Source organism: Sphingopyxis sp. (assembly GCF_035998965.1).
Classification (GTDB): Bacteria; Pseudomonadota; Alphaproteobacteria; order Sphingomonadales; family Sphingomonadaceae; genus Sphingopyxis.
In genome coordinates this window covers 15260-35175 of record NZ_DASYHE010000082.1, presented here as the reverse complement: position 1 = coordinate 35175, position 19916 = coordinate 15260, and the positions used below count along the sequence as shown (strand labels likewise).

At 63.5% G+C, this 19916-nt stretch carries 26 protein-coding genes; 5 read left to right on the top strand and 21 right to left on the bottom strand.

The annotated features are described in order from the left end of the window. Positions 1-45: 45 nt before the first annotated feature. The 4 genes from VGN68_RS14090 to VGN68_RS14075 all read right to left on the bottom strand — a co-directional run bounded on the left by VGN68_RS14090 (position 46) and on the right by VGN68_RS14075 (position 2099). Positions 46-282: a DUF6117 family protein gene (locus VGN68_RS14090; RefSeq protein ID WP_062900432.1), complete on the bottom strand. Its 237-nt coding sequence runs from the start codon at positions 280-282 to the stop codon at positions 46-48. Positions 283-287: 5 nt separating this feature from the next. Continuing rightward, on the bottom strand, positions 288-1298 hold the full coding sequence (locus VGN68_RS14085) for an SLOG family protein (RefSeq protein WP_062900433.1): 1011 nt from the start codon (positions 1296-1298) through the stop codon (positions 288-290). A 66-nt stretch (positions 1299-1364) separates the two neighbouring features. After that, entirely contained in the window at positions 1365-1550 is a 186-nt protein-coding gene (locus tag VGN68_RS14080) for a hypothetical protein (protein WP_062900434.1), read from the bottom strand. Positions 1551-1619: 69 nt separating this feature from the next. Next, positions 1620-2099 carry a DUF736 domain-containing protein gene (locus tag VGN68_RS14075; protein WP_062900435.1) on the bottom strand — a complete coding sequence of 160 codons (480 nt, stop codon included), beginning with the start codon at positions 2097-2099 and terminating at the stop codon, positions 1620-1622. A 157-nt stretch (positions 2100-2256) separates the two neighbouring features. Here VGN68_RS14075 and VGN68_RS14070 point away from each other — a divergent pair, with 157 nt between their 5' ends. Next, a complete protein-coding gene (locus VGN68_RS14070; RefSeq protein ID WP_232014688.1) occupies positions 2257-2475 on the top strand; it encodes a hypothetical protein in 219 nt (72 codons plus the stop codon). A gap of 506 nt (positions 2476-2981) precedes the next feature. On the opposite strand, the gene VGN68_RS14065 is transcribed toward VGN68_RS14070, so the two are convergent. The 16 genes from VGN68_RS14065 to VGN68_RS13990 all read right to left on the bottom strand — a co-directional run bounded on the left by VGN68_RS14065 (position 2982) and on the right by VGN68_RS13990 (position 14818). After that, positions 2982-3416 carry a MucR family transcriptional regulator gene (locus VGN68_RS14065; RefSeq protein WP_062900437.1) on the bottom strand — a complete coding sequence of 145 codons (435 nt, stop codon included), beginning with the start codon at positions 3414-3416 and terminating at the stop codon, positions 2982-2984. Between the two features lie 121 nt (positions 3417-3537). Then, complete coding sequence (locus VGN68_RS14060) at positions 3538-3825, bottom strand: hypothetical protein (protein WP_062900438.1); 288 nt, start codon at positions 3823-3825, stop codon at positions 3538-3540. A 95-nt stretch (positions 3826-3920) separates the two neighbouring features. Further along, the gene (locus VGN68_RS14055) at positions 3921-4796 is read right to left on the bottom strand and encodes a hypothetical protein (RefSeq protein WP_232014689.1); all 876 of its coding nucleotides are present in this window, start codon (positions 4794-4796) and stop codon (positions 3921-3923) included. 481 nt (positions 4797-5277) lie between these two features. Then, positions 5278-5814, bottom strand: coding sequence for a hypothetical protein (locus VGN68_RS14050; protein ID WP_327477473.1), 537 nt, complete (start codon positions 5812-5814; stop codon positions 5278-5280). Next, complete coding sequence (locus VGN68_RS14045; protein WP_238929703.1) at positions 5783-7186, bottom strand: ATP-binding protein; 1404 nt, start codon at positions 7184-7186, stop codon at positions 5783-5785. The genes VGN68_RS14050 and VGN68_RS14045 overlap by 32 nt, the downstream gene beginning before the upstream one ends. Positions 7187-7578: 392 nt before the next feature. Next, positions 7579-8061, bottom strand: coding sequence for a hypothetical protein (locus VGN68_RS14040; protein ID WP_062902940.1), 483 nt, complete (start codon positions 8059-8061; stop codon positions 7579-7581). Positions 8062-8129: 68 nt separating this feature from the next. Beyond that, positions 8130-8591: a hypothetical protein gene (locus VGN68_RS14035; protein WP_062900441.1), complete on the bottom strand. Its 462-nt coding sequence runs from the start codon at positions 8589-8591 to the stop codon at positions 8130-8132. Between the two features lie 11 nt (positions 8592-8602). Further along, complete coding sequence (locus VGN68_RS14030; RefSeq protein WP_062900442.1) at positions 8603-9247, bottom strand: hypothetical protein; 645 nt, start codon at positions 9245-9247, stop codon at positions 8603-8605. 66 nt (positions 9248-9313) lie between these two features. Beyond that, positions 9314-9583: a hypothetical protein gene (locus tag VGN68_RS14025; RefSeq protein WP_062900443.1), complete on the bottom strand. Its 270-nt coding sequence runs from the start codon at positions 9581-9583 to the stop codon at positions 9314-9316. Then, a complete protein-coding gene (locus VGN68_RS14020; RefSeq protein WP_062900444.1) occupies positions 9580-10122 on the bottom strand; it encodes a hypothetical protein in 543 nt (180 codons plus the stop codon). The genes VGN68_RS14025 and VGN68_RS14020 overlap by 4 nt, the downstream gene beginning before the upstream one ends. 31 nt (positions 10123-10153) lie before the next feature. After that, on the bottom strand, positions 10154-10630 hold the full coding sequence (locus VGN68_RS14015; RefSeq protein WP_062900445.1) for a hypothetical protein: 477 nt from the start codon (positions 10628-10630) through the stop codon (positions 10154-10156). Positions 10631-10769: 139 nt separating this feature from the next. After that, complete coding sequence (locus tag VGN68_RS14010) at positions 10770-11006, bottom strand: hypothetical protein (protein WP_062900446.1); 237 nt, start codon at positions 11004-11006, stop codon at positions 10770-10772. A gap of 62 nt (positions 11007-11068) precedes the next feature. After that, positions 11069-11917, bottom strand: a complete 849-nt coding sequence (locus VGN68_RS14005; protein ID WP_232014691.1) for a hypothetical protein — start codon at positions 11915-11917, stop codon at positions 11069-11071. 19 nt (positions 11918-11936) lie between these two features. Beyond that, positions 11937-12326: a hypothetical protein gene (locus VGN68_RS14000; protein ID WP_232014692.1), complete on the bottom strand. Its 390-nt coding sequence runs from the start codon at positions 12324-12326 to the stop codon at positions 11937-11939. 57 nt (positions 12327-12383) lie between these two features. Continuing rightward, the gene (locus VGN68_RS13995; RefSeq protein ID WP_062900447.1) at positions 12384-13577 is read right to left on the bottom strand and encodes a hypothetical protein; all 1194 of its coding nucleotides are present in this window, start codon (positions 13575-13577) and stop codon (positions 12384-12386) included. Between the two features lie 308 nt (positions 13578-13885). Beyond that, a complete protein-coding gene (locus VGN68_RS13990) occupies positions 13886-14818 on the bottom strand; it encodes a LysR family transcriptional regulator (RefSeq protein WP_062900448.1) in 933 nt (310 codons plus the stop codon). Positions 14819-14917: 99 nt separating this feature from the next. On the opposite strand from VGN68_RS13990, the gene VGN68_RS13985 reads away from it, so the two are divergent. The 3 genes from VGN68_RS13985 (at position 14918) to VGN68_RS13975 (ending at position 17008) form a co-directional block, all read left to right on the top strand. Then, entirely contained in the window at positions 14918-15670 is a 753-nt protein-coding gene (locus VGN68_RS13985; RefSeq protein WP_062902942.1) for a 3-oxoacyl-ACP reductase family protein, read from the top strand. A 23-nt stretch (positions 15671-15693) separates the two neighbouring features. Beyond that, positions 15694-16296, top strand: coding sequence for an NADPH-dependent F420 reductase (locus tag VGN68_RS13980; protein WP_062900449.1), 603 nt, complete (start codon positions 15694-15696; stop codon positions 16294-16296). Between the two features lie 532 nt (positions 16297-16828). Beyond that, entirely contained in the window at positions 16829-17008 is a 180-nt protein-coding gene (locus tag VGN68_RS13975; protein ID WP_062900450.1) for a hypothetical protein, read from the top strand. Here the strand turns inward: VGN68_RS13975 and VGN68_RS13970 are convergent. Further along, a complete protein-coding gene (locus VGN68_RS13970) occupies positions 16965-17324 on the bottom strand; it encodes a hypothetical protein (protein WP_202988355.1) in 360 nt (119 codons plus the stop codon). The genes VGN68_RS13975 and VGN68_RS13970 overlap by 44 nt on opposite strands. Before the next feature lie 141 nt (positions 17325-17465). Between VGN68_RS13970 and VGN68_RS13965 the strand changes: the two genes are divergently transcribed. Beyond that, positions 17466-19916, top strand: coding sequence for an HsdM family class I SAM-dependent methyltransferase (locus VGN68_RS13965; protein WP_327477472.1), 2451 nt, complete (start codon positions 17466-17468; stop codon positions 19914-19916).

Sequence of the window (19916 nt, the reverse complement as noted above, 5' to 3'; positions counted from 1 at the left end):
ACGAGGAAGGCGGCCGCCTCGCAAGAAAGGCGACCGCTCATTTTCTTAACGTCGTTCGAAGGCTTCTCCGGTCGGCGGCATATAGGCCTCGAACGGATTGCCGTCATGCAAATGTCCGAACGGCGTCATGACATAGCTCGAACCCTCGCGCCCCACCGCGCAGATGACATAACGGGGCTCGCCCGACGCCGCATCGGTACATTCCATCAGGGCGAGGTCGCCTTTTTCCGCCGCACGGCGGAGCGTCGCGAAGTTCCGCCGATAAGCCTCAGGAATCGCCATCGCCGTCACGCCGTCAGGCGGAGGCCGGGGCCCCGCTGTGCCGCCGGGCGCGAAACGTCATCCGGCTTCTTGAAGGCATGAATCGGCACCCCGGCCTTGCGGAGGAGCTGGTAAAGATTGGCCTGAAGCCCCGACCCCTCGCAGAGCAAAGCCTCGACTGGCTTCAGCTCGGCGAGCTTGCGGTTGCGGTTGAAGGCGGTTTTCCGCCCCGAGCCATAAAGGCCATAGGCAACGAGTGGCACGCTGTTCTCGGGACGCGCCGCCCATGCGGCGGCGATCGCGTCGGCGCCCTTGCGCTGGCCGGTCGTCACTAGCGTCATATGCGGCACGCGGGCCTTGATCTGGTCGAGCCGCGCCCACAGCGGTTCCCAGTCGGCCCAGACGGCGGGACCCGAGAAGACGACGATCGGGCCTTGCGGGAGGGTCCGTTCGCGCGCGGCGAGCGCCCGCTCGCGCAGAAAATCTTGCGCCGCGATCTGGCTCGCCATCGAGACGGACGACGCCCGGGTTCCCTTCGCCGGCGACCATGGCCAGCCGGTGAGCGCGCGATACATTTCGGCGGCATAATCGCGCATGCATTCGATGGCGTCGCGCTGTTCCGCGAGCGAGCGGCAGAGGAGCTGCTTCTCCTCCAGGCTCGTCGCATAGACTTCGCTGAGGTCCGGCGTGCGCGCGAGATCACCGAGTTCCTGCGCAATTGAATCTTCGCGGCGCGCAAGCTTTCCGGCCGTGAAATGGAATGAATTGACGAAGCCCCATGCGATGTCCGGAGCGAACGCTTCGAGGCGCGTGTCGGTGAAGAGGTCGAAGATCGCGGCGATCACGCCGCCGCATTCGGCCTGCGCGGCGAAAGGCTCGGGCATGTCGAGATCGCTCGGCTCGTCCCCGGCGGAGACGATCGAGAGCGGGATTGGGTCGCCGAAGGCGGCCTGAAATTCAGGCGTGGCGATGGCCTCGGCGTATAGCTGTTTCAGGTCGGCGAAGCGGTCGACGGACGCGGGGTTGGCGTTGGTCATGATGGGCCTCCAGTCAGCAAAAATGAAAATCGGCCGGAGCGGCTGCGCCGCCCGGCCGCACGAGGATCAGTGGAGCGTTGCGCCCGCAGGCTTCCGCGGCGCCGGGCTGGCAGCGATGCCGTCCAGCGGGCGCAGCCCGTTGACGACCTCCCATGCGAGGACGGGCGCGAGCGGTTCGAGCGCGGTTCCGGCGACGATGTCGAAGACAGCGGCGATGACGGCGCCGCATTCGATGAGACGAATCTGGGCCATGACGGCCTCCCAAGCTGGATGAGAAAAATGGGCCGGGAACCGAAGCCCCCGGCCCGTCAAGCCTGACCGTCAGAACGGGACCTCATCATCGACGTCGGCGCCGGCGCCCGCGCCATTATCCATCAGCGCGCCGTCGGTGCCTGCGGTGCTCTCGCCGAACCCGCCGCCCTGCTCACCGTCGCCATAGTCGCGGCGCGACGAGCGGATCGCGGGACCGAAGTCGTCGCGGCGCTGCGGGCGCCGCCACGCGACGCGGTAGCCATCCTGCTCGGACCCGAAGAGCGCGATCGGGAGCGGTTCCGGGAGGCTCGGGTCGTCGATCGAGCCCTGAAGGAAGACTTCGCCGGTGGTATTTTTGGCGACGGCTTCCCAGAGAGCGCCGAGTTGGACCCAGCGATTGCCGACGTTGAGCGCGACGATCTCATAGGCCGGGGCCCGCTCGTGATCGCTCTCGACCGGACGAAGGCCGAGACGCGGCAGATCGATGGTGCGGGTCGCGATCGACCCCATCAGACGGCCGTTCCGATTGCTGAATTCACCAATATTCATGGGACTTTCCTTTGACGTTCATCGCTCCGGCCAATCCCGAAGCGACACCCGCCAAGGTCCCCCTCTCCTCTCTGTCCCGCCGCCGCCGTCCGGCGCCGCGGCCTGCGGTCGCACCCGCCCTCGCGCCCTCACGCACCCGCTCGCTTCAGGCGCGCGGATGCGCTATGCAGGTCGCATGGATGCCGAGACGATGAGGACGGTTGCGCGGCTCGCGCGGTCGCGCGCGGATCGCGGCAGTTCCGCGGCGCATGGTGACGGGCTCCAGCGGCTCGGGGCCGCGCGGGCGCTGCGCCAGCTCGCGATCGATCTCGAAGTCTCGGCCGATGCGTGCGAGGTCAGTCCCCCGCCATCCCGTCGGCGCGGCCGACCGGCCTAGCTCCACCCGGCCCCCGCGCATTTCCCTTTCGGCAGCCAATCGTTACCCTTCAGGGCCGAGATCCGGCGCAGCCGGAGCTCGGTCGGAGCGGCGCGCAGCGCCGCGGAGATAGAGCGGCGGTGCCCGCGGCAGCGGACAGCCGCCCCGCAGCGACATCCAACCATCTGCGGATCAAGCACAACAGTCCGGTGCCAGGCTATTCCAGGGGACAGAGTCTCGAACGCGCCGCAGGCGCGCTGCCAATGCGGCGCGCCTGCGATCGGTCGGACGGCAGTCTCAAGATAAGAGAGGCGGCGGCCGCTAACGCCGCCGGTAGTGTCATTCCGCGATGCGAGGGGTCAGAGCGAGCGGTAGCTCGCGGTCCGGTGACGGCGCGGTCGCGGTGTTGCGCGTGAAGGTCGCCGGACCGCCCACAGAGCGGCGGCCAACGTCAAGACCAATTTCATTGAGGCGTGCCCAAAGCGCGGACGATCTAAGGGCGGGACCTTCCGGAGGATAAGACCGGGCTATTTTGCCTTGGCGCGGCCACGCGGGGCCTTGCCGCCGCCGCCCCGACCCTTGGTTCCGAGGCCAATGGCCTTGGCGAGAGTGCGGCGGGTCTCGGCATAATTGGGCGCGACCATCGGATAGTCCTTGGGAAGGTCCCACTTCGCGCGATACTCGTCGGGGGTCATGTTATAGGCCGTCATCAGGTGGCGGCGGAGCATCTTGAGCTTCTTGCCGTCTTCAAGGCACACGATGTAATCGGGCTTCACGGAGGCGCGGATCGAGACGGCGGGCTCCTGTTTGACTTCGGGGGGCTCGGTCACGCCAAGACCGGCGAGGGCTTCATGGACGGACCGAATGACGAGGGGAATGTCGGATATCGCGACGCTGTTGTTGCTGACATGAGCAGCCACGATATCGGCGGTCAGCGTTACGAGCGTTTCGGAATCGTCCATGCGTTCACCCTTCGAATGCCAAGCTATCTAACTTTACCAATAGCAGGCATTCCACCGGGAACAAAGGGCAAGTAATCGGCAGTCCGACACCGAACTATCTCATCCAGACACTTACAGGGACCTACCAAGGGAACGTCGGTAGCAAGTCCTCGGTCGGTCCGTCGCTGTCGAGCAGCACATAATCACAGCCGTTGTCGCGGCCGAGCGCCAGGATCGCGGGCAGTTCCTTGGGGAGACAGCGCTGCGCTTCGGGCGGTAGCGTCATCGTATGGAGGAACCAGCCATATTGCGTTGGCGCGACGCACAGCGGCCGCCTGTGCGGCGGATAGTCTGCCCAAGCGGTGAGCAGCTGCCCGGTCGCGCAGCGAATATGGGCGGTGCTGAGCACAAGATATTGTCCGGTTTCCATGGCGTATTCCTTGAAGGGAGGCTCTGGTCGAGGGCAATTCAACGAACCGATTCCTGCTGTTCGATCCGCGAATTCGGATCCGCGGTGCTCGATGGTCACGCCGCGAGCCGCGTGACACCGGCGTTGAACCGGTCGATCCATTCGCGGAGCGGCGGTCGCTCTTCGATCGGGATCTGCGCCGCGACTGCCTGGAATTCGACGAGGGCGACGGGTGCGCCGTTCACGATCGCGGCAATCTCGCGGGGCGGCAACAGGCCGCGGTCCCGGATGAACTCGGTCATCGTACCGGGCCGCGCACGGGTGGACCGCCGCCACAGGCCTTCGACATTGATCAGGCGGGGGGCCGCGCGCGCTTCCATCAGGACGATCAGGCGCAGACACCAAGCGGGCAAGGTCTGAACCTCGTGCGGCTTCATCGCGGCGCAGAAGAAGCAGCTCGACTTGACGGGAACGGGAAGGCCTTCGGCCTTGATGCGAGCCGCGCATCGATGCCGGTCCCAACCCCAGTCGCGTAAGGGGTAACAATAGTCATAGCGCGGGTCGACATGCCCCTCGCGGTGCGCATACCGGCGGCTGTCCGCCGGCGATGCATCGTAGCCAATGAGCTTGATCACCTTGCCGCCGCGTGCCCACGCCTGCTTCGCGGGATCCCAGCTCTCGACCCATTTATCCTGTGGCTGGATCTTCCATTTCTGACTGCAACTGTGACGCCCGAAGCTGATCGAGGGCAGGGTCGCGTTGGTGAGGCAGTTTTCGAGCAGGGAGAAATAGGGCGGCCAATGCTTGAAGCGCTTCGGGGCATAGCGGACGATCTCGTGCGCTATGCCGCGGGCATCCATCCAGCGCTGAAATATCGGGAGATAGTCATAGGTTTCCGGACGCTCGCTGCCGGTGTCGGCCGTCAGCACGAGGTCCAGGGGTCGGCCGCGCGCGATCCATTCGATGATCATCGCCGTGCTATCGAGTCCCATGCCCCATGCGGCGATGACCGGCGGACGTGGCAGCGCAGGATCGTCCGGAAGACCCGGGTGTGGCCGGACATCAGACGAGAGGCGGGCGAGCGCGGTAGCCATATCAACGGCACCGGCAGCCGAGCGATCGCCGAAAGAAGCGGTGCGAATGTTGCGGGCGTGAAGATGTCATCGGCGAATACCCTTCCAACGATCCTCGCCGATGCTTCTCCCTTCCCTCCTCCGTATTGGCCGGTCAGGCGACGAGGGTCGTCAACCTTTCGCCATTGCCGGGCGGTCGCGATGAGACCCTGAAAGGCCGCAGCGTCTCTCCAGTGTTCACGATGAACTGGGCGCGACCGCTGGCGGCGCACCGCCTGACGGCAACGGCATAGCAACGCTCGAAGGAGGCGAGTTCCGCGCGCCGCGGCGACAATCGGATCGATGGTTCAGCGTTCGCCATGACAAAGTCCAGTCGAAGTGGATGAGGAGAGGCCCGCCTTCAGGTGCCGACGCGTTTGATCGTGAGCCGGAAGGCATCACCGTCTTCGAACACGACATGAATATGCGCGGCATCGATCCTGGAGCTGGTCGCGATGCTTGCGATATAAGCCTGCGTGCCAAATGCCTCGGAGACGATGTGCGGCGGGCGCTCGTCCGGACCGCCCCCGGCGTTCTCGCATTTGTCGATATGCGTCTCGATCAGTTCGGAAAGGAACGCGGCCATCGTCGAAAGGCGCGTCCTCGCGGAGCCCGCGTCGCCACTCTCGGGAGGGCCGAGGTCGCGCAAGATGGGCGCAAGAGCATCGTTGATCAGGTTCAGGAGATGCGATCTCCCCTCGGCATCCATTCCGGCGAGTAGCGAGGATGGGATCAAATTGTTGACCGCATGGGTCGCGTTGTCGACGAGATCGTCGAATTCGTCTTCCGCCATGGGAGTGACTCCTCGGGAATTGGGCCGGTCAGGTGACCACGGATCGCCCGCTCGGTTCAAGATTCCGGCATCGTCATGCCACAGTGGTTTCAGGGTCGGCGTCATTGGCCGCCAACGCGACCCGCACATTGCCGTGATAGGCCTCGAGCGTGAGCCGCCGCCCGATCGGGATCATCCATTGAACTTCTTCGGCGAAAACGGCGCGGATGTTCTCGGCGAGCGCTTCATCGGCTCCAAGAAGCAGTTCATTTGCAAATTTGCGGGCATCGCGTTCAAAATCGCGGTGCTGGGTGTGCCAACTATCGCTGCTACAATCCTCGTCGTAGGCAAAGCAGCAATCCTCGATCATCTGCGCAAGCGCCGCCGGCGCGATAGTGGCTCCTTCGCGAACGAAGACATGGGTTTCATCAAGACCGCTTCCGCCATTCGCACAGACCAGCATGTCGACGGGAAAGTTCAACGTCGCGATCGGCTCGTCGGACGCGGCGCAGCGGACGACTGGAACTTCGAGCGTGATCATAGGAACGCGGCCAGACAATGTGTCCGAGCAAATCACATCGCCGTCGGCGTAGTGAATCTGACGCCCGTCAATCTCGGTCGCAAAGGACAGGCCCGTGACGCGGGGAAGGTCATCATACCATTTGTAGCCCGCGAACGCGTCCTCGGCGCGGACGGCACGAAAGCCGAGCCTCTCTTCGGTCAGCAGCGATGCCGCGCATTGCTCGATATCGGCGTCATGATCGGGAATCAGGATCATCGGGACGGCCTCGATGCGGGCGCCCTCGGCGCCGCCACGATCGTCCGCCGTGCGTGGGCACCATTCGGAGAGCCAGGCACTGGCTTCGGGAAGTTCGATGCCGAGATCGGCTGCGCGCTGCCAGTTCTGGAATGAAAGTCGGTGGCTGCTCTCGGTTGCAATGGTTCGATAAATGGTGGCCTGAACGGCTACCCGCAGCGAAGCGAGCGCGGCATTATCGACCATTTCCTTGCGCGCAGGGAGCACGAGCTGCAACGATGGCGCGTCGACGATGTCGATCCGGGCCGTCCAGGGATACGAACCATCGACCTCTTTGACCGACGGCAAGCGGCAGGCGACCTTGACCCCGTGAAAGTTGATCCGCGGTTCAGTCGCGAGATCATAATTCGCGCGGAAGATGCCGATCCGGCAACCGTTCCATTCCTCGACCCGATGGGCCCCTTCGAGGAAATCCTCACGCGGCAGCAGTGCGCCGTGGAAGTGGACAGGCAGGGGGAAATGCTTGGCAGCGGCCTCGATCTGGCCCCGAAGATTGCAGAGCCATTCCTTGGGCATGGCGATGATGATCTCTGTGCCCGCCCGGATGCGACAGTTTTCGACAGCCAGGGGCTGCGCTCCTTCCCAGCCGTCCGCGGGGATGGTCATTGTCCAGCCCTCGTCTGCGACCCGCGAGAAGGACCGCACGGTCACGGTCCTGCCGGCCAGGCTGAACACACCCATGCCGGCCGGGTCCTCGCGCTGCGCGATCTCGTCGCTCCAGCCAGAGCGCCCAAGCGTGACGAAGGAAGCAGGGTCGTCGATACCGCGGCCATCGTCGGCGATGTGAAGGCTCGAGCTGCCCTCGTGGTCGCCCAGATGAACGTCGATCCGTCCGGCGCCCGCGCGGCGGGCATTCTGGAACAGCTCGTTGAGAACGTCGGTGATCGTCCCATTGAACAGGCGCGATACCTTCGTGATGAGTTCATCGCCGACCGATGGCCGAATCTCGCGGGGAAGCGTCATGACAGGATCTCCGGTTGCCGGGCAACATCATTGCTGCCGCACCGCCCCGCTCCCCCTTTCCTCCTAGCCCAGGGGAAGCGGGCGCATGGGCCCGTCATCAGGGGCCCCGCTTATCGGCTTCGGCGAATGGCTCGCTCAGCCTCGGTTTCGACATAGACCTGTTGTGAGCGACCGCGGCGGCGCTTGCGGATGCGGCCATCGACATGGGCCTCGGCCCAGCGCCGCGCCTCGGCGGCGCGCATGCCCATCGCGCATTCGTCGGCTTGCTCGAAGATCGTGTAGGCAAGCGCATATTGCTCGCGCTCGGGAAGAGCGAGCAGGGCCGAAGCGACCGGCAGAAGCCCCTCGTAGAATTCGAGAACATGGCGGCCGCCGCCATGGTGCATCAATATGGCGAGGCGGCCCTTCTTGCCGATGCCGGTCGGCCTTGCGATCATCACATTGTGCGAGGCATAGGTGACGCCGGCGCTGCAGCCGTCGGGTTCCGTCGGATAGTAGACGCGATCATCGCGCGCCGGCAGTGGGTGGGCGATGATATCGTAGCCGTCGAACGTTTCGACCTTTCGTATGTGATTATGTCCGATAACGCTCATTTCAGACCCTTTCTTTTTGGGTGGCTTCAGGACGAGGTTGCAGGTTTCGTGGACTCGGCCGACCGACATCAGGCGGCGCGTAAATTGTCGCCCTGACGCAGACCGAGGTCGAAGGCCGTGAGAATGTCGAGGTTGGCCTCAAGGCGATCGAACGCGGCCGTGAGGTCCGCGATTTGGATCCAGACGCACGCATCGCCTGGGTCATGGTCGAGCTCGAATACGATCGGCACCGAGTCCGCTGTCATCTCGGGGAAGATCGAGCGGATGATCAGCAATTCGATCCTGCGGCTGAGCGCCCCGATGCGCGGCGCGAGGGCCGCACGTTCGACGGGGCTCATCATCAAATAGCGCTCGGGCGCTACGATGGGCGCCATGCGAACACATGCGATCCGCCCCGCAATCTTGGGCGCAGCGGACGCACCGCCGATCATGCGTCGTTCTGCCGCGACGCCGTCGGCGGGGACCAGGACGCGGTAGATATAATGGGGCGGCGTCCCCGCGAGGCGGGAACGGGAGACAATGATTTCCATCGATTTGCTCCTCAGGCAACGAGCCGCAGGGGCGGCGATCCGGGGTTGGGGAGATGGAGGTCGCGGCGGATGCGCGCCGCCAGGCGATCGGGCTCGAGCAGTTCGCCAATGGCGGCCCAATGATTGCGGTCGCCGCAATAGTCTCGTCGACCTGCGACACGGCGAAACATCACCTCGCGGCCGGACCCGATGCCGAGGCCGAGCTGGACATAGATGCCTTCGCCATGAAGGACGATCTCGCCGCTGACCGCGATGCCGCCCTTGTTCGAGCGCAGGTCGTAGCTTCCGTCGGCGAGGCAAAGCGCGTCGGCGAGGCGCTTCAGCGCCTTCCGGCCATCGCTATGGAAGAGCTTCTTGGCCTGCTCGTCATAGCTGACGCCCTTTTGCGCGAGCACCGCGAGGGCGGATTTGCCTCGCATGTCGGCAATCCGGTCCATGCAGGCGCGGCGAAGCAGACTGTCACCCTCGCCCAAGTCTCTCGCGATGGCGCCGAGATGGCGTGCCAGCAAAATCACGGCGGGATCGAGATCGTCGGACTTGCCCGCGTTCCGGCAATCCGTGATCGCGGCGGTCAGCGCGTGGAGACAGGCGGGAAGCGTCGACAGCCCCGAGGGATCGAGCGCTTGCTGAAATCGGAACGCGATATCGTAAGCCATGGGATAGGCTCCTGCCTTCGGGCGCCCCATCGCGCCCGCCCCTGCCCATCCCCCTCTCCTCCGGCTTCAGTCGGCCAGTTGCGGTTCGCAATTATCGATTAGCTCGGCACAGCAATCCTCGATCTGGACGCCCAGCGGGCTCGGGCCGGGATCGAAGATCATCTTGAGGCATGCGCAGATATCGGGCTGGCCCTGTGTCCCGCACATCAGTTCAAAATCGGACTGATCGGCGGTTCCGCTCGTCTGCGCATAGGCGGCAAAGGCCGATTGCCGCATGATTTGCTCGTCCCACACATCGACATAGAGCGTCACGCTCGCGCTGGTGATGCCGGTCACGTCCTCAATCCCGGGCGGACCGATCGCAGCGTTTCGTCCATCATCTCGCGGGTCGAGGTGCCGAGAATCTCCGTGCCGGTGATGACGAAATATCCGCCGCCATGCTGGCCCGGCCTGAACTTGTCGCAGGTAGACGCCCACTCGAAACCGAAGGGAAGCGCGCTTTTGCAGACCTTTTGGATCAGCGATGCGAGCGCCTCAACATCGGCTTCATGTCCGCGAATGAACGCGACGCGGCCCGTATCGTCGCGATTGTCGTCGATCGTGATGTCCGCATCGAATGAGGGAATATCAGGATAGGGCCAGAGTTCGAGGAAGGATGCGAACGGATCTTCTTCGTGATCTTGCTTGGGGAAGAATTTGCTGAAGGCATCGCTGCAGGCGGCGTAGAGCGACGCGAGCGCCGCCATCTCCCCGCTCGGTGTTCCCTCGAAATCGCCGGACAGTTTCTCGGCGACAAGAAAGCATTCCTCGAGCAGCGATGCTTCTTCGGGCGTGACGGGCACATTGAAGGCCGTCTCGACATAGTTGTTGGCCATGTTCGGATTCCTTGGCGTTCGTGCTGGTCGCTCATTTCTGCGATAGGTGGATGTCCAGGGCCTGGCGGAGCAGGTCGTCGCGCGCGCCATTGACGATGATCGCATCGGGATTGGTCGCCAGGACCGCACTGATGATCGTGTCGGCCGGGCGCTTACGCAGCGGGTACTGGAAGATCTGACCACGCTCGATCGTAACGACAAAGGTGCGCATCAGCCGCTTCAATCGGCGGCGTTCGAGTTCGCGGGCAAGGAGATCGCCGACTTCGACCTCGAGGTCATGATCGTAGGTGAACTTGCCGAAGGACTGCTGCGGCCGGTTCGCGACCAGCCATTGGTTGACTTCCATCTCGGTCCAGCGGCCGACCTTATGGAAGAAGTCAGCGCCGCCCGTCCCTTGGTTGCGGGCATGGAAGGCCAGTTCGCCATCGATATAGACGTCGGCCGTGTAGGCGCTGGTTTCCTGCGACAGCGCAGCATTATAGGTGATGCGGCGAAGTTCGATTTTCATGGGTAGTATACCTCCTGAGTTGGACGATCACCCGAGCCCCTCTCCCTCTTCTCCATGCAGCGACCACGATGGCTGCGCTGTCGGTCGCTGTTTGTCGGGAATTTCAGGCCGTGCTGGAGTATCGAGCCTGGGCTCAATTCTATGTGCGGAGAGTCGCTGTTCGATCGTACAGGTCGAGGAGAATTCCCAACCCCGCGGCTTCCGTATAGGTGAGATCGCGATGGCCATCCGCATCGAGGCCGCTTGCCAGCTCGATGACAGGGTGAACCGAGATAATTTGCCCTGAGGGAAGCCGAAACTGGTTCTCGATGCCGGGTGAGGGAGTGGTGCCGTCAGGCACGTCCATCCGACCTTGAATCTGGAAAATGATGTGCATGAGCTTTCTCCGTGAACGAGTAGATTTGGGCAGTCGTCGCCGCCGATCACTGAAAGGACCGCCTAGGCAGCGAGGTCGAGGAGCGGGAGCGCTGTGACGTCGCCTCCGGTCGCCGCCCGGTCTAGGATGGGATAAGGCAGGCTCGGCACCTTGCGCGCGGCGATCCGGACCGCCCTCGTCAAGGGAAAGAGATAGGCGTGGCAGCCAGGATGGCGGCGCCGTGTCAAAAAGCCGGTGTGTTCTAGGCTGGCGAGCCATTCGCCACGGTCCTCACCGAGGCGCGGCGCGCGGGCACCGGCTCGGATCAAATCCTCCATCGCATATCTCTGACCGCATTCGGCATTGCGGATCTTGGATATTGCCCGCGACGATATGGGGCGCCCATCGGGAAGGATGAGGTCAACGCGCGGGCTTGATCGGCCGGTGTAGCGACTTCCCATCACCGCGTAGAGGCCGCCGACATGGCCAGGAAGGAACACGTGTCCGTCTGCATCGACGCGCCTGACCGGGTCGGCATAGGATATGACCGACAGAATCTCGGGTTTCTGGCGGCGGAGCAGCCGGAACGCCCGTGCCGCCAGGAACGATTCCGAATTGGCGCCCTGACTGTCGAGTATGACGAGACGTCCAAGGTCGCACGCCGCGCGCGGATCGCCGAGGCCCGCCGTTTTCGGAGCGCTTGCATTATTGACCGGGTGCGAGAAGACGCAAACGCCCACGAGTTCCGATCGTCCGCCGCGGCCATTGGCGAAGAGGCCGACCGAGAGCCGTGCGACCGGCATCGCCCCCGCATAATGATGTTCCCTGACGAACGGCGCGGCCTCACGCCGGGTATCGATTATATCGACGGACAGGGTTCCGGGGTCGATCTCCCAGTGCCCGGCACCCAGCGGCACCGGCGCTCGCGCCACCGCTGGGTCCGGTCGGTGATCATTCGGGATCGCCCGCGCCGTCGTCGGTGGATTTGACTGCGGCCGTCCGAGAAAGGTCGGGAATGCGCGGGTCGTTGTAGATGCTGTCGAGCGACAGCGAGAGCGCGCGGTGCTGGGCGCCTTCGGGCGTCGAAGCGTCGATCGTGAAGACCTCGGTCGCGAAGCGGTCATCGCCGCTATAGAAATCGACGTCGACGACATAGGTGACGATATCTGCCGGAGCGGTCGGCGACAGTGACTTGTCGAGCAGGTCGATGACGGTGGATCGCAGACCGTCGATATCAGGATCGAAATCTTCCCACGTCACATGGTCGGGGCATTCATCGACGAGATAGTTGGACATGAGATCCTGCATCGTCTCAAGCAGCGTGTGGCGTGCGTCGGCCATGGTTTTCCTCCTTCGGAAAATTGGCCGCCGGACGATCGCGTCCGGCGGCGCAGAATGTCAGTGGACGGCTTCGAGGAGCTTGCGGGCCTTGCTCTCGATATCGAGCCTGCTGTCCTGGTGGGTCTTGGTACGGGCGAAGGCGGTGATGCCCTGCACGAAGTCGTAGATGCTCTCGGGCGGGCGGCCTTCCTCGCCCAGCACCGTCGCGACAATCTTGGCGGACTCGGCCTTCGAGAAGCCCCGCTTGCGCAGAAAGTCCTCGCGATCTTCGTCCTTCCGGGCGACGATGCGTTCACGCGCGGTTTTGACGCCACTGACGAAGCGCATCGGCGAGGAGTCCGCGAAACGCTCGAGCGCCGGCGCGGCTTCGTGCGCGAAGCGGTTGGCAGCGAATTTCGAGTGCCGGATCTTGACCTCCTCGAAATTCTCCACGCCCCAGAGGTTCCGGTTCATGCAGACGGCGCGGAGATAGAAGGTCGCCATGCCGAGCGTCTTCGCGCCGACCTCAGAGTTCCAGGTGTAGAAGCCGCGGAAGTAGAGATCGGGCTCGCCGTTCGGAAGCTTGCCCGCCTCGATCGGGTGCGTGTCATCGACCAGAAAAAGAAAGACATCGCGGTCCGAGGCATAAAGCGTGGTCGTGTCGCGGCTGACATCGACATAGGGATTATAGTACATGTTCGACCAGTCGAGCACGCCCGGAACCTTCCACCGCGTCTGCCCGACGCCGTCGCCGGCGATCTTCATCACCGCGGCGACGAGTTCGTGATCGAATATCCGGCCATAGTCAGGACCGGTGGCAGCGCGTAATTCGTTCCGACCATCGTGGGTCTGGTAGAGTTTGACCTGCTCGGCCCGGTGCGCGACGAGCCCGTGCTGGAGGTTGATCCCCGCGAGCGCCGCAGGCAGTTCGCGCAGATAGGATGCGGGCGCACTGACAAGGCTGCAAAGCTGTCCGAACGACCAGTTGGTCGGGGCAACGGGCCGTTCTTCACCGGGAACGATGAGCGAGAGGCGTTCGGGGCTGTCGCTGCGCGCCTCGACGCGAATCTCCTTGCTATCCACGACGCGCGCCGTGGAGCGGTCGGCGCGGGTACGAACGGCCGCGTAAAGCTCGGTCAGCGAAAGATAGCGCTCATCGTCGGGCCGCGAGAACCATTCAGAAGATACGCGCCCGATATTTCGGCCGCGGGAAATATCGACACGATAGGCGCCGGAAACGGGATGATCGGTCGTGGGTGCAAGCGTGGCCATGGTGGCTCTCCTTGATTGGCTGGGTTACGCAGAAGGCCGATCAGCCTTCGGACGCACTCCGCCCTCACCCCCTTTCCACCTCTGAAGCAGGGAAGCCGACGATCAGTCCAGACGGTCGAGATCGATCCGAATTCAGGATAGAGCGTCATTCGATGCCGGGGCGGTAAAGTGGCCGTTCCCGCTGCCACCGCCAAACGGTCAAGCTGGTCAATCGCTCACGGGGCTGCTTTTGAAGCAATTCTGACCGGTTGCGGTCGTGCAGCTTTTATCTAGCCAGCATCGAGAAGCAGACTTTCCGGGACTGAGCGTTAACTACCCAAGCTACCCGCAAACCGTTCGGCCAGCCGCTCGCGTTTGAAAACATCGGCGACCCAATCGACGAACGCGCGCGTCTTGCCGGGAAGCAGCGTGCGCGACGCATAATAGACCGAGATCGCACCCGCGTCGGCGTACCAGCGTGGGACCAGCCGCACCAGCTTACCACTCTCGAGTTCCGGCAGCACATCGGGCATCGCGAGAAGCGCGACACCGAGCCCGAGCCGCGCGACTTCGCGCATCGCGGCGGGATCGTTGACGACGATATCCTCACGCAATGTCGCCGCGCTCTCGTTCCCGACCGCATCGCGCATCATCCAGTGGCGGATGCGCCCCGACTGGAGCGAGCGCATGACGATGCCTTCAAACTCGACCAGTCCGGCAGGATCGCCCGGCGCGACGCGGCCCGCCATATAGGCGGGCGATGCGACCGCGACGATATGCGCGGGCGCCAGGGCCCGCGCCACGACTCCCGGCGACAGGTCGAAGCCGCCCCCGATCGCCGCATCATAACCCTCGGCAACAATGTCGACCGGCCGATTCTCGAAATGCCATTCGGGCCGGATGCGGGGATAACGCGCGAGGAAGGCGGGCAGCATCGGCAGCAGGTGCATAACGCCAAAGGTCGGCGCCATACTGACCTTCAGCACCCCCGCCGGTTCCCCGCTGTCCGAAGCAATCCCCGCGATCGCCGCCTGGATGTCGTCGAGGCTTCCCGCAATCGCGAGGCGAAAGGCTTCCCCCGCCTCGGTCAGCGTCAACCTGCGCGTCGACCGGTGGAAGAGCCGCACCCCCAGATTGCGTTCGAGCATCGTGACGTTGCGGCTCACCGCCGCCGGGGTCAGCGCCAGCCGGCGCGCCGCTTCGGAAAAGCTGCCCAGCTCGGCGCTGCGCACAAAGGATATAAGATTGGCGAGCGTTTCCATTTTCAATCAATGATTGAATATATAGCAAATCATTACCGACTAATCGAGCCATAAACATTGCGCCATCTTGGTCTCACCCCACAACAAGGAGTGCAGACCATGACCAAAGCTAGCCAGAACCTCACGGGCAAAACCGCCCTTGTCACCGGCGGCTCGCGCTCGATCGGCGCCGCCATCGCGCGCCGCCTCGCCGCCGACGGCGCGGCGGTCGCCATCACCTACAGCGCGTCGCCCGACAGCGCGGCGAGCGTTGTCGCCGAGATCGAAGCCGCGGGCGGGAAGGCCATCGCCATTGCCGCCGATGCGGGCGACCCCGACGCCGTTCGCGCCGCGGTCATCCAGACCGTCGAAGCCTTCGGCGGCATCGATATCCTCGTCAACAATGCCGGCGTCGCGGTCAACGCGCCGATCGAAGAGTTCCGGTTCGAGGATTATGAGCGCATGCTCGCGGTCAACGTCACCGGCGTCTTCGTCGCGACACAGGAAGCCGCGCGGCGCATGAAAGTGGGCGGCCGCATCATCCACATCGGTTCGTCGATGACGCGCTACGCCGCCTTTCCAACCGCGTCGGTCTATACGCTGACCAAGGGCGCGATCACCGGCTTCAACCGCAGCCTCGCGCGCGATCTCGGGCCCAAGGGGATCACGGTCAACACCGTCCACCCCGGCCCGACCGACACCGACATGAACCCCGCCGACGGCCCCGTCGCCGCGATCGTCGGTCCCGGCATGGCAATCGGCCGCTATGGCCAGCCGGCTGAAATCGCCAGCATCGTCGCCTTCCTGGCCAGCGACGAAGCCGCCTTCGTCACCGGCGCCGACATCGTCGCCGACGGCGGCTTGACCGCCTGACCCGACCAGAAAGGACTATCGTCATGCCCAGCATCGGCATCATCGGCGCCGGCAACATCGGCCGCGCCATCGCCACCGCGCTCGCGAACAAGGATATCCCGGCGACGCTCGCCAACCGCCGTGGCCCCGAGAGCCTCGCCGAGGTCGTCGCGGCCATCGGTCCGGCGATCACCGCCGGAACGCGCGAGGAAGCCGCCGCGAAGGATATCGTCTTCGTCGCGGTGAACTGGTCGAAGCTTCCGGCCGCGCTCGCCGACCTGCCCGACTTTGGCGGCCGCATCGTCGTCGACACCAACAACCCGATCGAAGCGCCGCTATTCAAGCCTTTCGACCTTGGAGGGCGTGCGTCATCAGAAGTGTTCGCCGACATGGTGCCGGGCGCCCGGGTGGTGAAGGCATTCAACCACCTTCAGCCGCATCTCGTCTCGCGCGATCCGGCCAGTGAAGGTGGCCATCGCGTGCTCTTCTACTCAGGCGACGATGCCCCGGCCAAGGCCAAGGTCGGCGCGCTGATCGACCGGCTCGGCTTTGCCGGGATCGATCTCGGCTCGCTCGCGACCGGCGGACGCCTCGTCCAGTTCCCGGGCGGACCGCTCCCTGCTCTGAATTTGGTCAAATTCGACTGATCAAACCGATCGGCGGCGGATTGAAGTGCAATCCGCCGCCACTGGCCGGTGCACCGAAGACTTTCTGACGCCTGGCGGCGTCCGAAACTCTCAACGTTTGCGGTCAGGCCGCTTTCGGTCACGAATCTTTGAAAGCGGACGCGGAGAAATGCTGAGCGCAGTGCGGCCACCCCAATGCACCTTACTTGCAGCCGTTTGGCGCGCGCGACCCGAGGTAGGCCCCGATGCAGGCGCATTCGCCTCCCCGCCATTCCGCACAGCCGGTGAAAGGAAGAAAACCCAACGCATCCTTAGTCACAATTTGCACCCACGCGGATTGCTTGGTGCATTTGTTCCTTATTTGTTCTATTGCGACATTTGAATCGGAGACCGAATTCGAGGACGACGCGTGCTCACCATTCCCAGGTTCCTGATTTCTGGATATCCAGATTTCTTGCAATCCACATTTGTGGATTGCAAGAAAGGCCGATTTCTGTATTTCTCCACCAGATGCGCACGGCCCACGGCGGTCCGCAGTGGGGAGGTTCGCCTGATGGTCGACAAGCAGATCGTAGACGATGGTGCCACGGATGGCGAAAACAAATCGCTCAATTTCAAGGTGAGCGCCGACTTCAAGAAGGACTTCAAAGGGTTCGCTGTCGCGCAAGGCATGACGATGACAGACCTTCTCAAGGAAGGCTTCGCGCTAACGAAGAAAAAGCGGCAGAAGTGATGCTGACGGCGCCGTCGCGGCTGACCGGACTCCGGCGATGACAGTGCACGCGCCCGATGCGGCGTTCGCTGGCGCCGAATGGCTGTTTTCGATCGGCCGCGGGGACGTCCCGGCCGTCGAAGGATTGGTTCCGGTTGCCTCGTTCGATCGCGAAGGGCAGAATCCGGATGTCGTAGCCATGATCGAGCGTGCGGCCAGTTATGGGGCACGCGCGGTCTTCTTCGAGGCGCAGCGACAAGGACGGACCCCGGTCGCGCAGGCGTTCGTCTTCGACACCAAGGATCATCCCGACGACACAAGATTTGCCGAACTCCACAAGCGACTATGGAGCTGGGGCGGCGTGCCGCTGGTCTATCGCGCAGGACCGGGCGTCATCCAGTTGTTTCGCTGCGCACACCAGCCGGATTTCGTCGGTACGGACGATCGTCCGATATGCAATCCGATCCGCACGCTGGAATTGGGCGCGGCGATCGCGGAGCAAGATGTCTGGTGGGACGCGCAGCGAATCCGCAATGGCGCGATCTGGGATGACCCCGACGCATGCCTGCTCATGCTGTCCGCGACCAAGTCGGCTCACCGCAAACTGGTCGCCGGGGTCCGCGCGCTCGCCATACAGCTTTCGGACAGCGAATTGCTTGACCCGGCGCTGCGCCGCCGGCTGCTCATCCTGTCACTGCTGATCGCATATCTCGAAGAGCGACTGGTCTTGCTCCCCCATGATTTCGCGAGCGCCCTGCCCGGTGCCTCTCGCTTCTTCGAGGTCCTTGCCGACGGTCCGGCGCTGATCAGGCTGCTCGAAGCGCTTGAGGCAAGATTCAACGGCCATGTCTTCCGACTTCGCGACAGCGAACGCGCCGCCTTGGCCAAAACTTCCGATCTCGCCCGCTATGCGCGATTGGTGCAGGGCTATGAAGATGAAACCGGCCAGCTCAGCTTCTGGCGCCTTTATTCGTTCCGAGACCTGCCGGTCGAGCTGATCAGCAACATCTACCAGCTCTTCGTGAAAGACGAGGCCAGCTCCATCTACACGCCGCCGGCGCTTGTTCGACTGATGCTCGAGGAGGTTCTCGATTGGGATCGGATCGACGCGCTGATGGAAAGCGACGGAGTCATCCTCGATCCGGCATGCGGTTCGGGCGTTTTCCTCGTCGAGGCGTACAAGCGGCTCGTGCTCCATTGGCGTTCGCGCAACGGATGGGTGCATCCCGGCGTGGAAACTCTTCGCGGGCTGCTCCAGCGCATTCATGGCGTCGATCTCGAGGAAGGTGCGGTCGAGCTCGCAGCATTCAGCCTCTGCCTCAGCCTATGCGACGCCTTGAAGCCCGAGGATATTCGCGCCAGCGTGAAGCTCTTCCCACGCCTTGCCGGCGAGACGCTCCATTGGAGCTGCTTTTTCGACGCAAAGAAAAATGGCCTTATCGCGCAGAAGGTCGCGATCATTGTCGGCAACCCGCCCTTCGCCTCGTCGCTGACGACCAAGGGTGCTCGCGATTGCGCCGCGTCGTATACGAAGGAGTACGGCCCCCTCGCCGACAAGCAGCTCGCCTACCTGTTCCTCCACGAAGCCATGGCGATGGCGACTAAAGGCGGCATTCTCGCAATGATCGAGCCGTCGGGGTTCCTGTACAACCAGAATGCCCATTCGGTCCGCCAAGCGTTCTTCAAAACCTGGCGTGTCCGCGAGCTATTGGACTTTGTATCCGTCCGGGGACTGTTCAAAAAGGGAAACGCCGATCCGAAGATTGTCGTCGTAATCGCAGAGGCGGAAGATCCCGAAGTCGACGGCCGCCTCCTGCACGCAGCTTTCCGGCGCAACGGCCGGGCGACCGCAGAGCAGGGATTCGACATTGATTATTACGATCTTCACTGGATCAGCAACATCGATGCTCAACAGTCGCGGGACATCTGGCGGGCCAATCTGCTGGGGGGCAGCCGGGCGCACGATCTGATCAAGCGGCTGCGCACCTATCCTACGCTGCGACAATTCGCCGAACAGCGGCAATGGGATTTCGGCGAAGGCTATATTGCGGGACAGAAGGGTATCTCGCGCCCCGCCAACCATCTCATCGGCAAACCGCTCCTTCCCACCAGCGCGCTATCCAGCGCCGGTCTCGACACGAGCAATCTTGCCGTCGTGCCCAAGCAACCAATCAAGGATACGAAGACGGAGCGCCGATTTACGCCGCCGCTCCTGCTCATCAAAGAGCATGAAGATCTGCACCACGGGATGTGGACGGGTCACTATCTAACCTATAAACACGAGATCGTCGGCCTTGCGGCACCACGCGGTCAGCTCCCTCAACTCGCGGCGATTGGCGAATGGCTTGAACGGGAGTCGGTAGCCCTGCGAGCCTATATCGCGGGCATCAGCCCCCGCCTGTTTACGCAGCGTGCGACGGCGATCCTAAACGCAGACGTGCTTGCCCTACCCTATCCCGAAAGCGGGAATCTGGATCTCAGCGATAACGAAAGGATCATTGCTGAAGACATCGTCGAGCATCAGCGCGATTTCATTCGGCTTGGTACGGGTTCCGCCGTCATGCAGGCAGCCCCGCCAGCGGCCCTTGAAGCCTTCGACAAGGTGTTCACGCGGCAGTTGAATGCGATCTATTCGCGCACGCCGCTGCGCCCGCTTCCCGCACAAAAATGGTCCGGCGCTATTTGCCGGGCCTTTGCCTTCGGTGATGGCCAAGTCGATTGGACGGGTGCCGATGAACTACGCATCAAACTCGACAGCTTGTTGCGCGAGCGGCGGGGCTCGAGCCTGACGATCACGCGGATTACGCGACTGTACGACAAGGAATTCGTTTTTCTGCTCAAACCCGACCGGCACCGTTTCTGGACCCGATCGGTCGCGCTCCGCGATGCCGACGATGTTCTCGCCGATCTGCGAGGCCAGGGTTTCTGA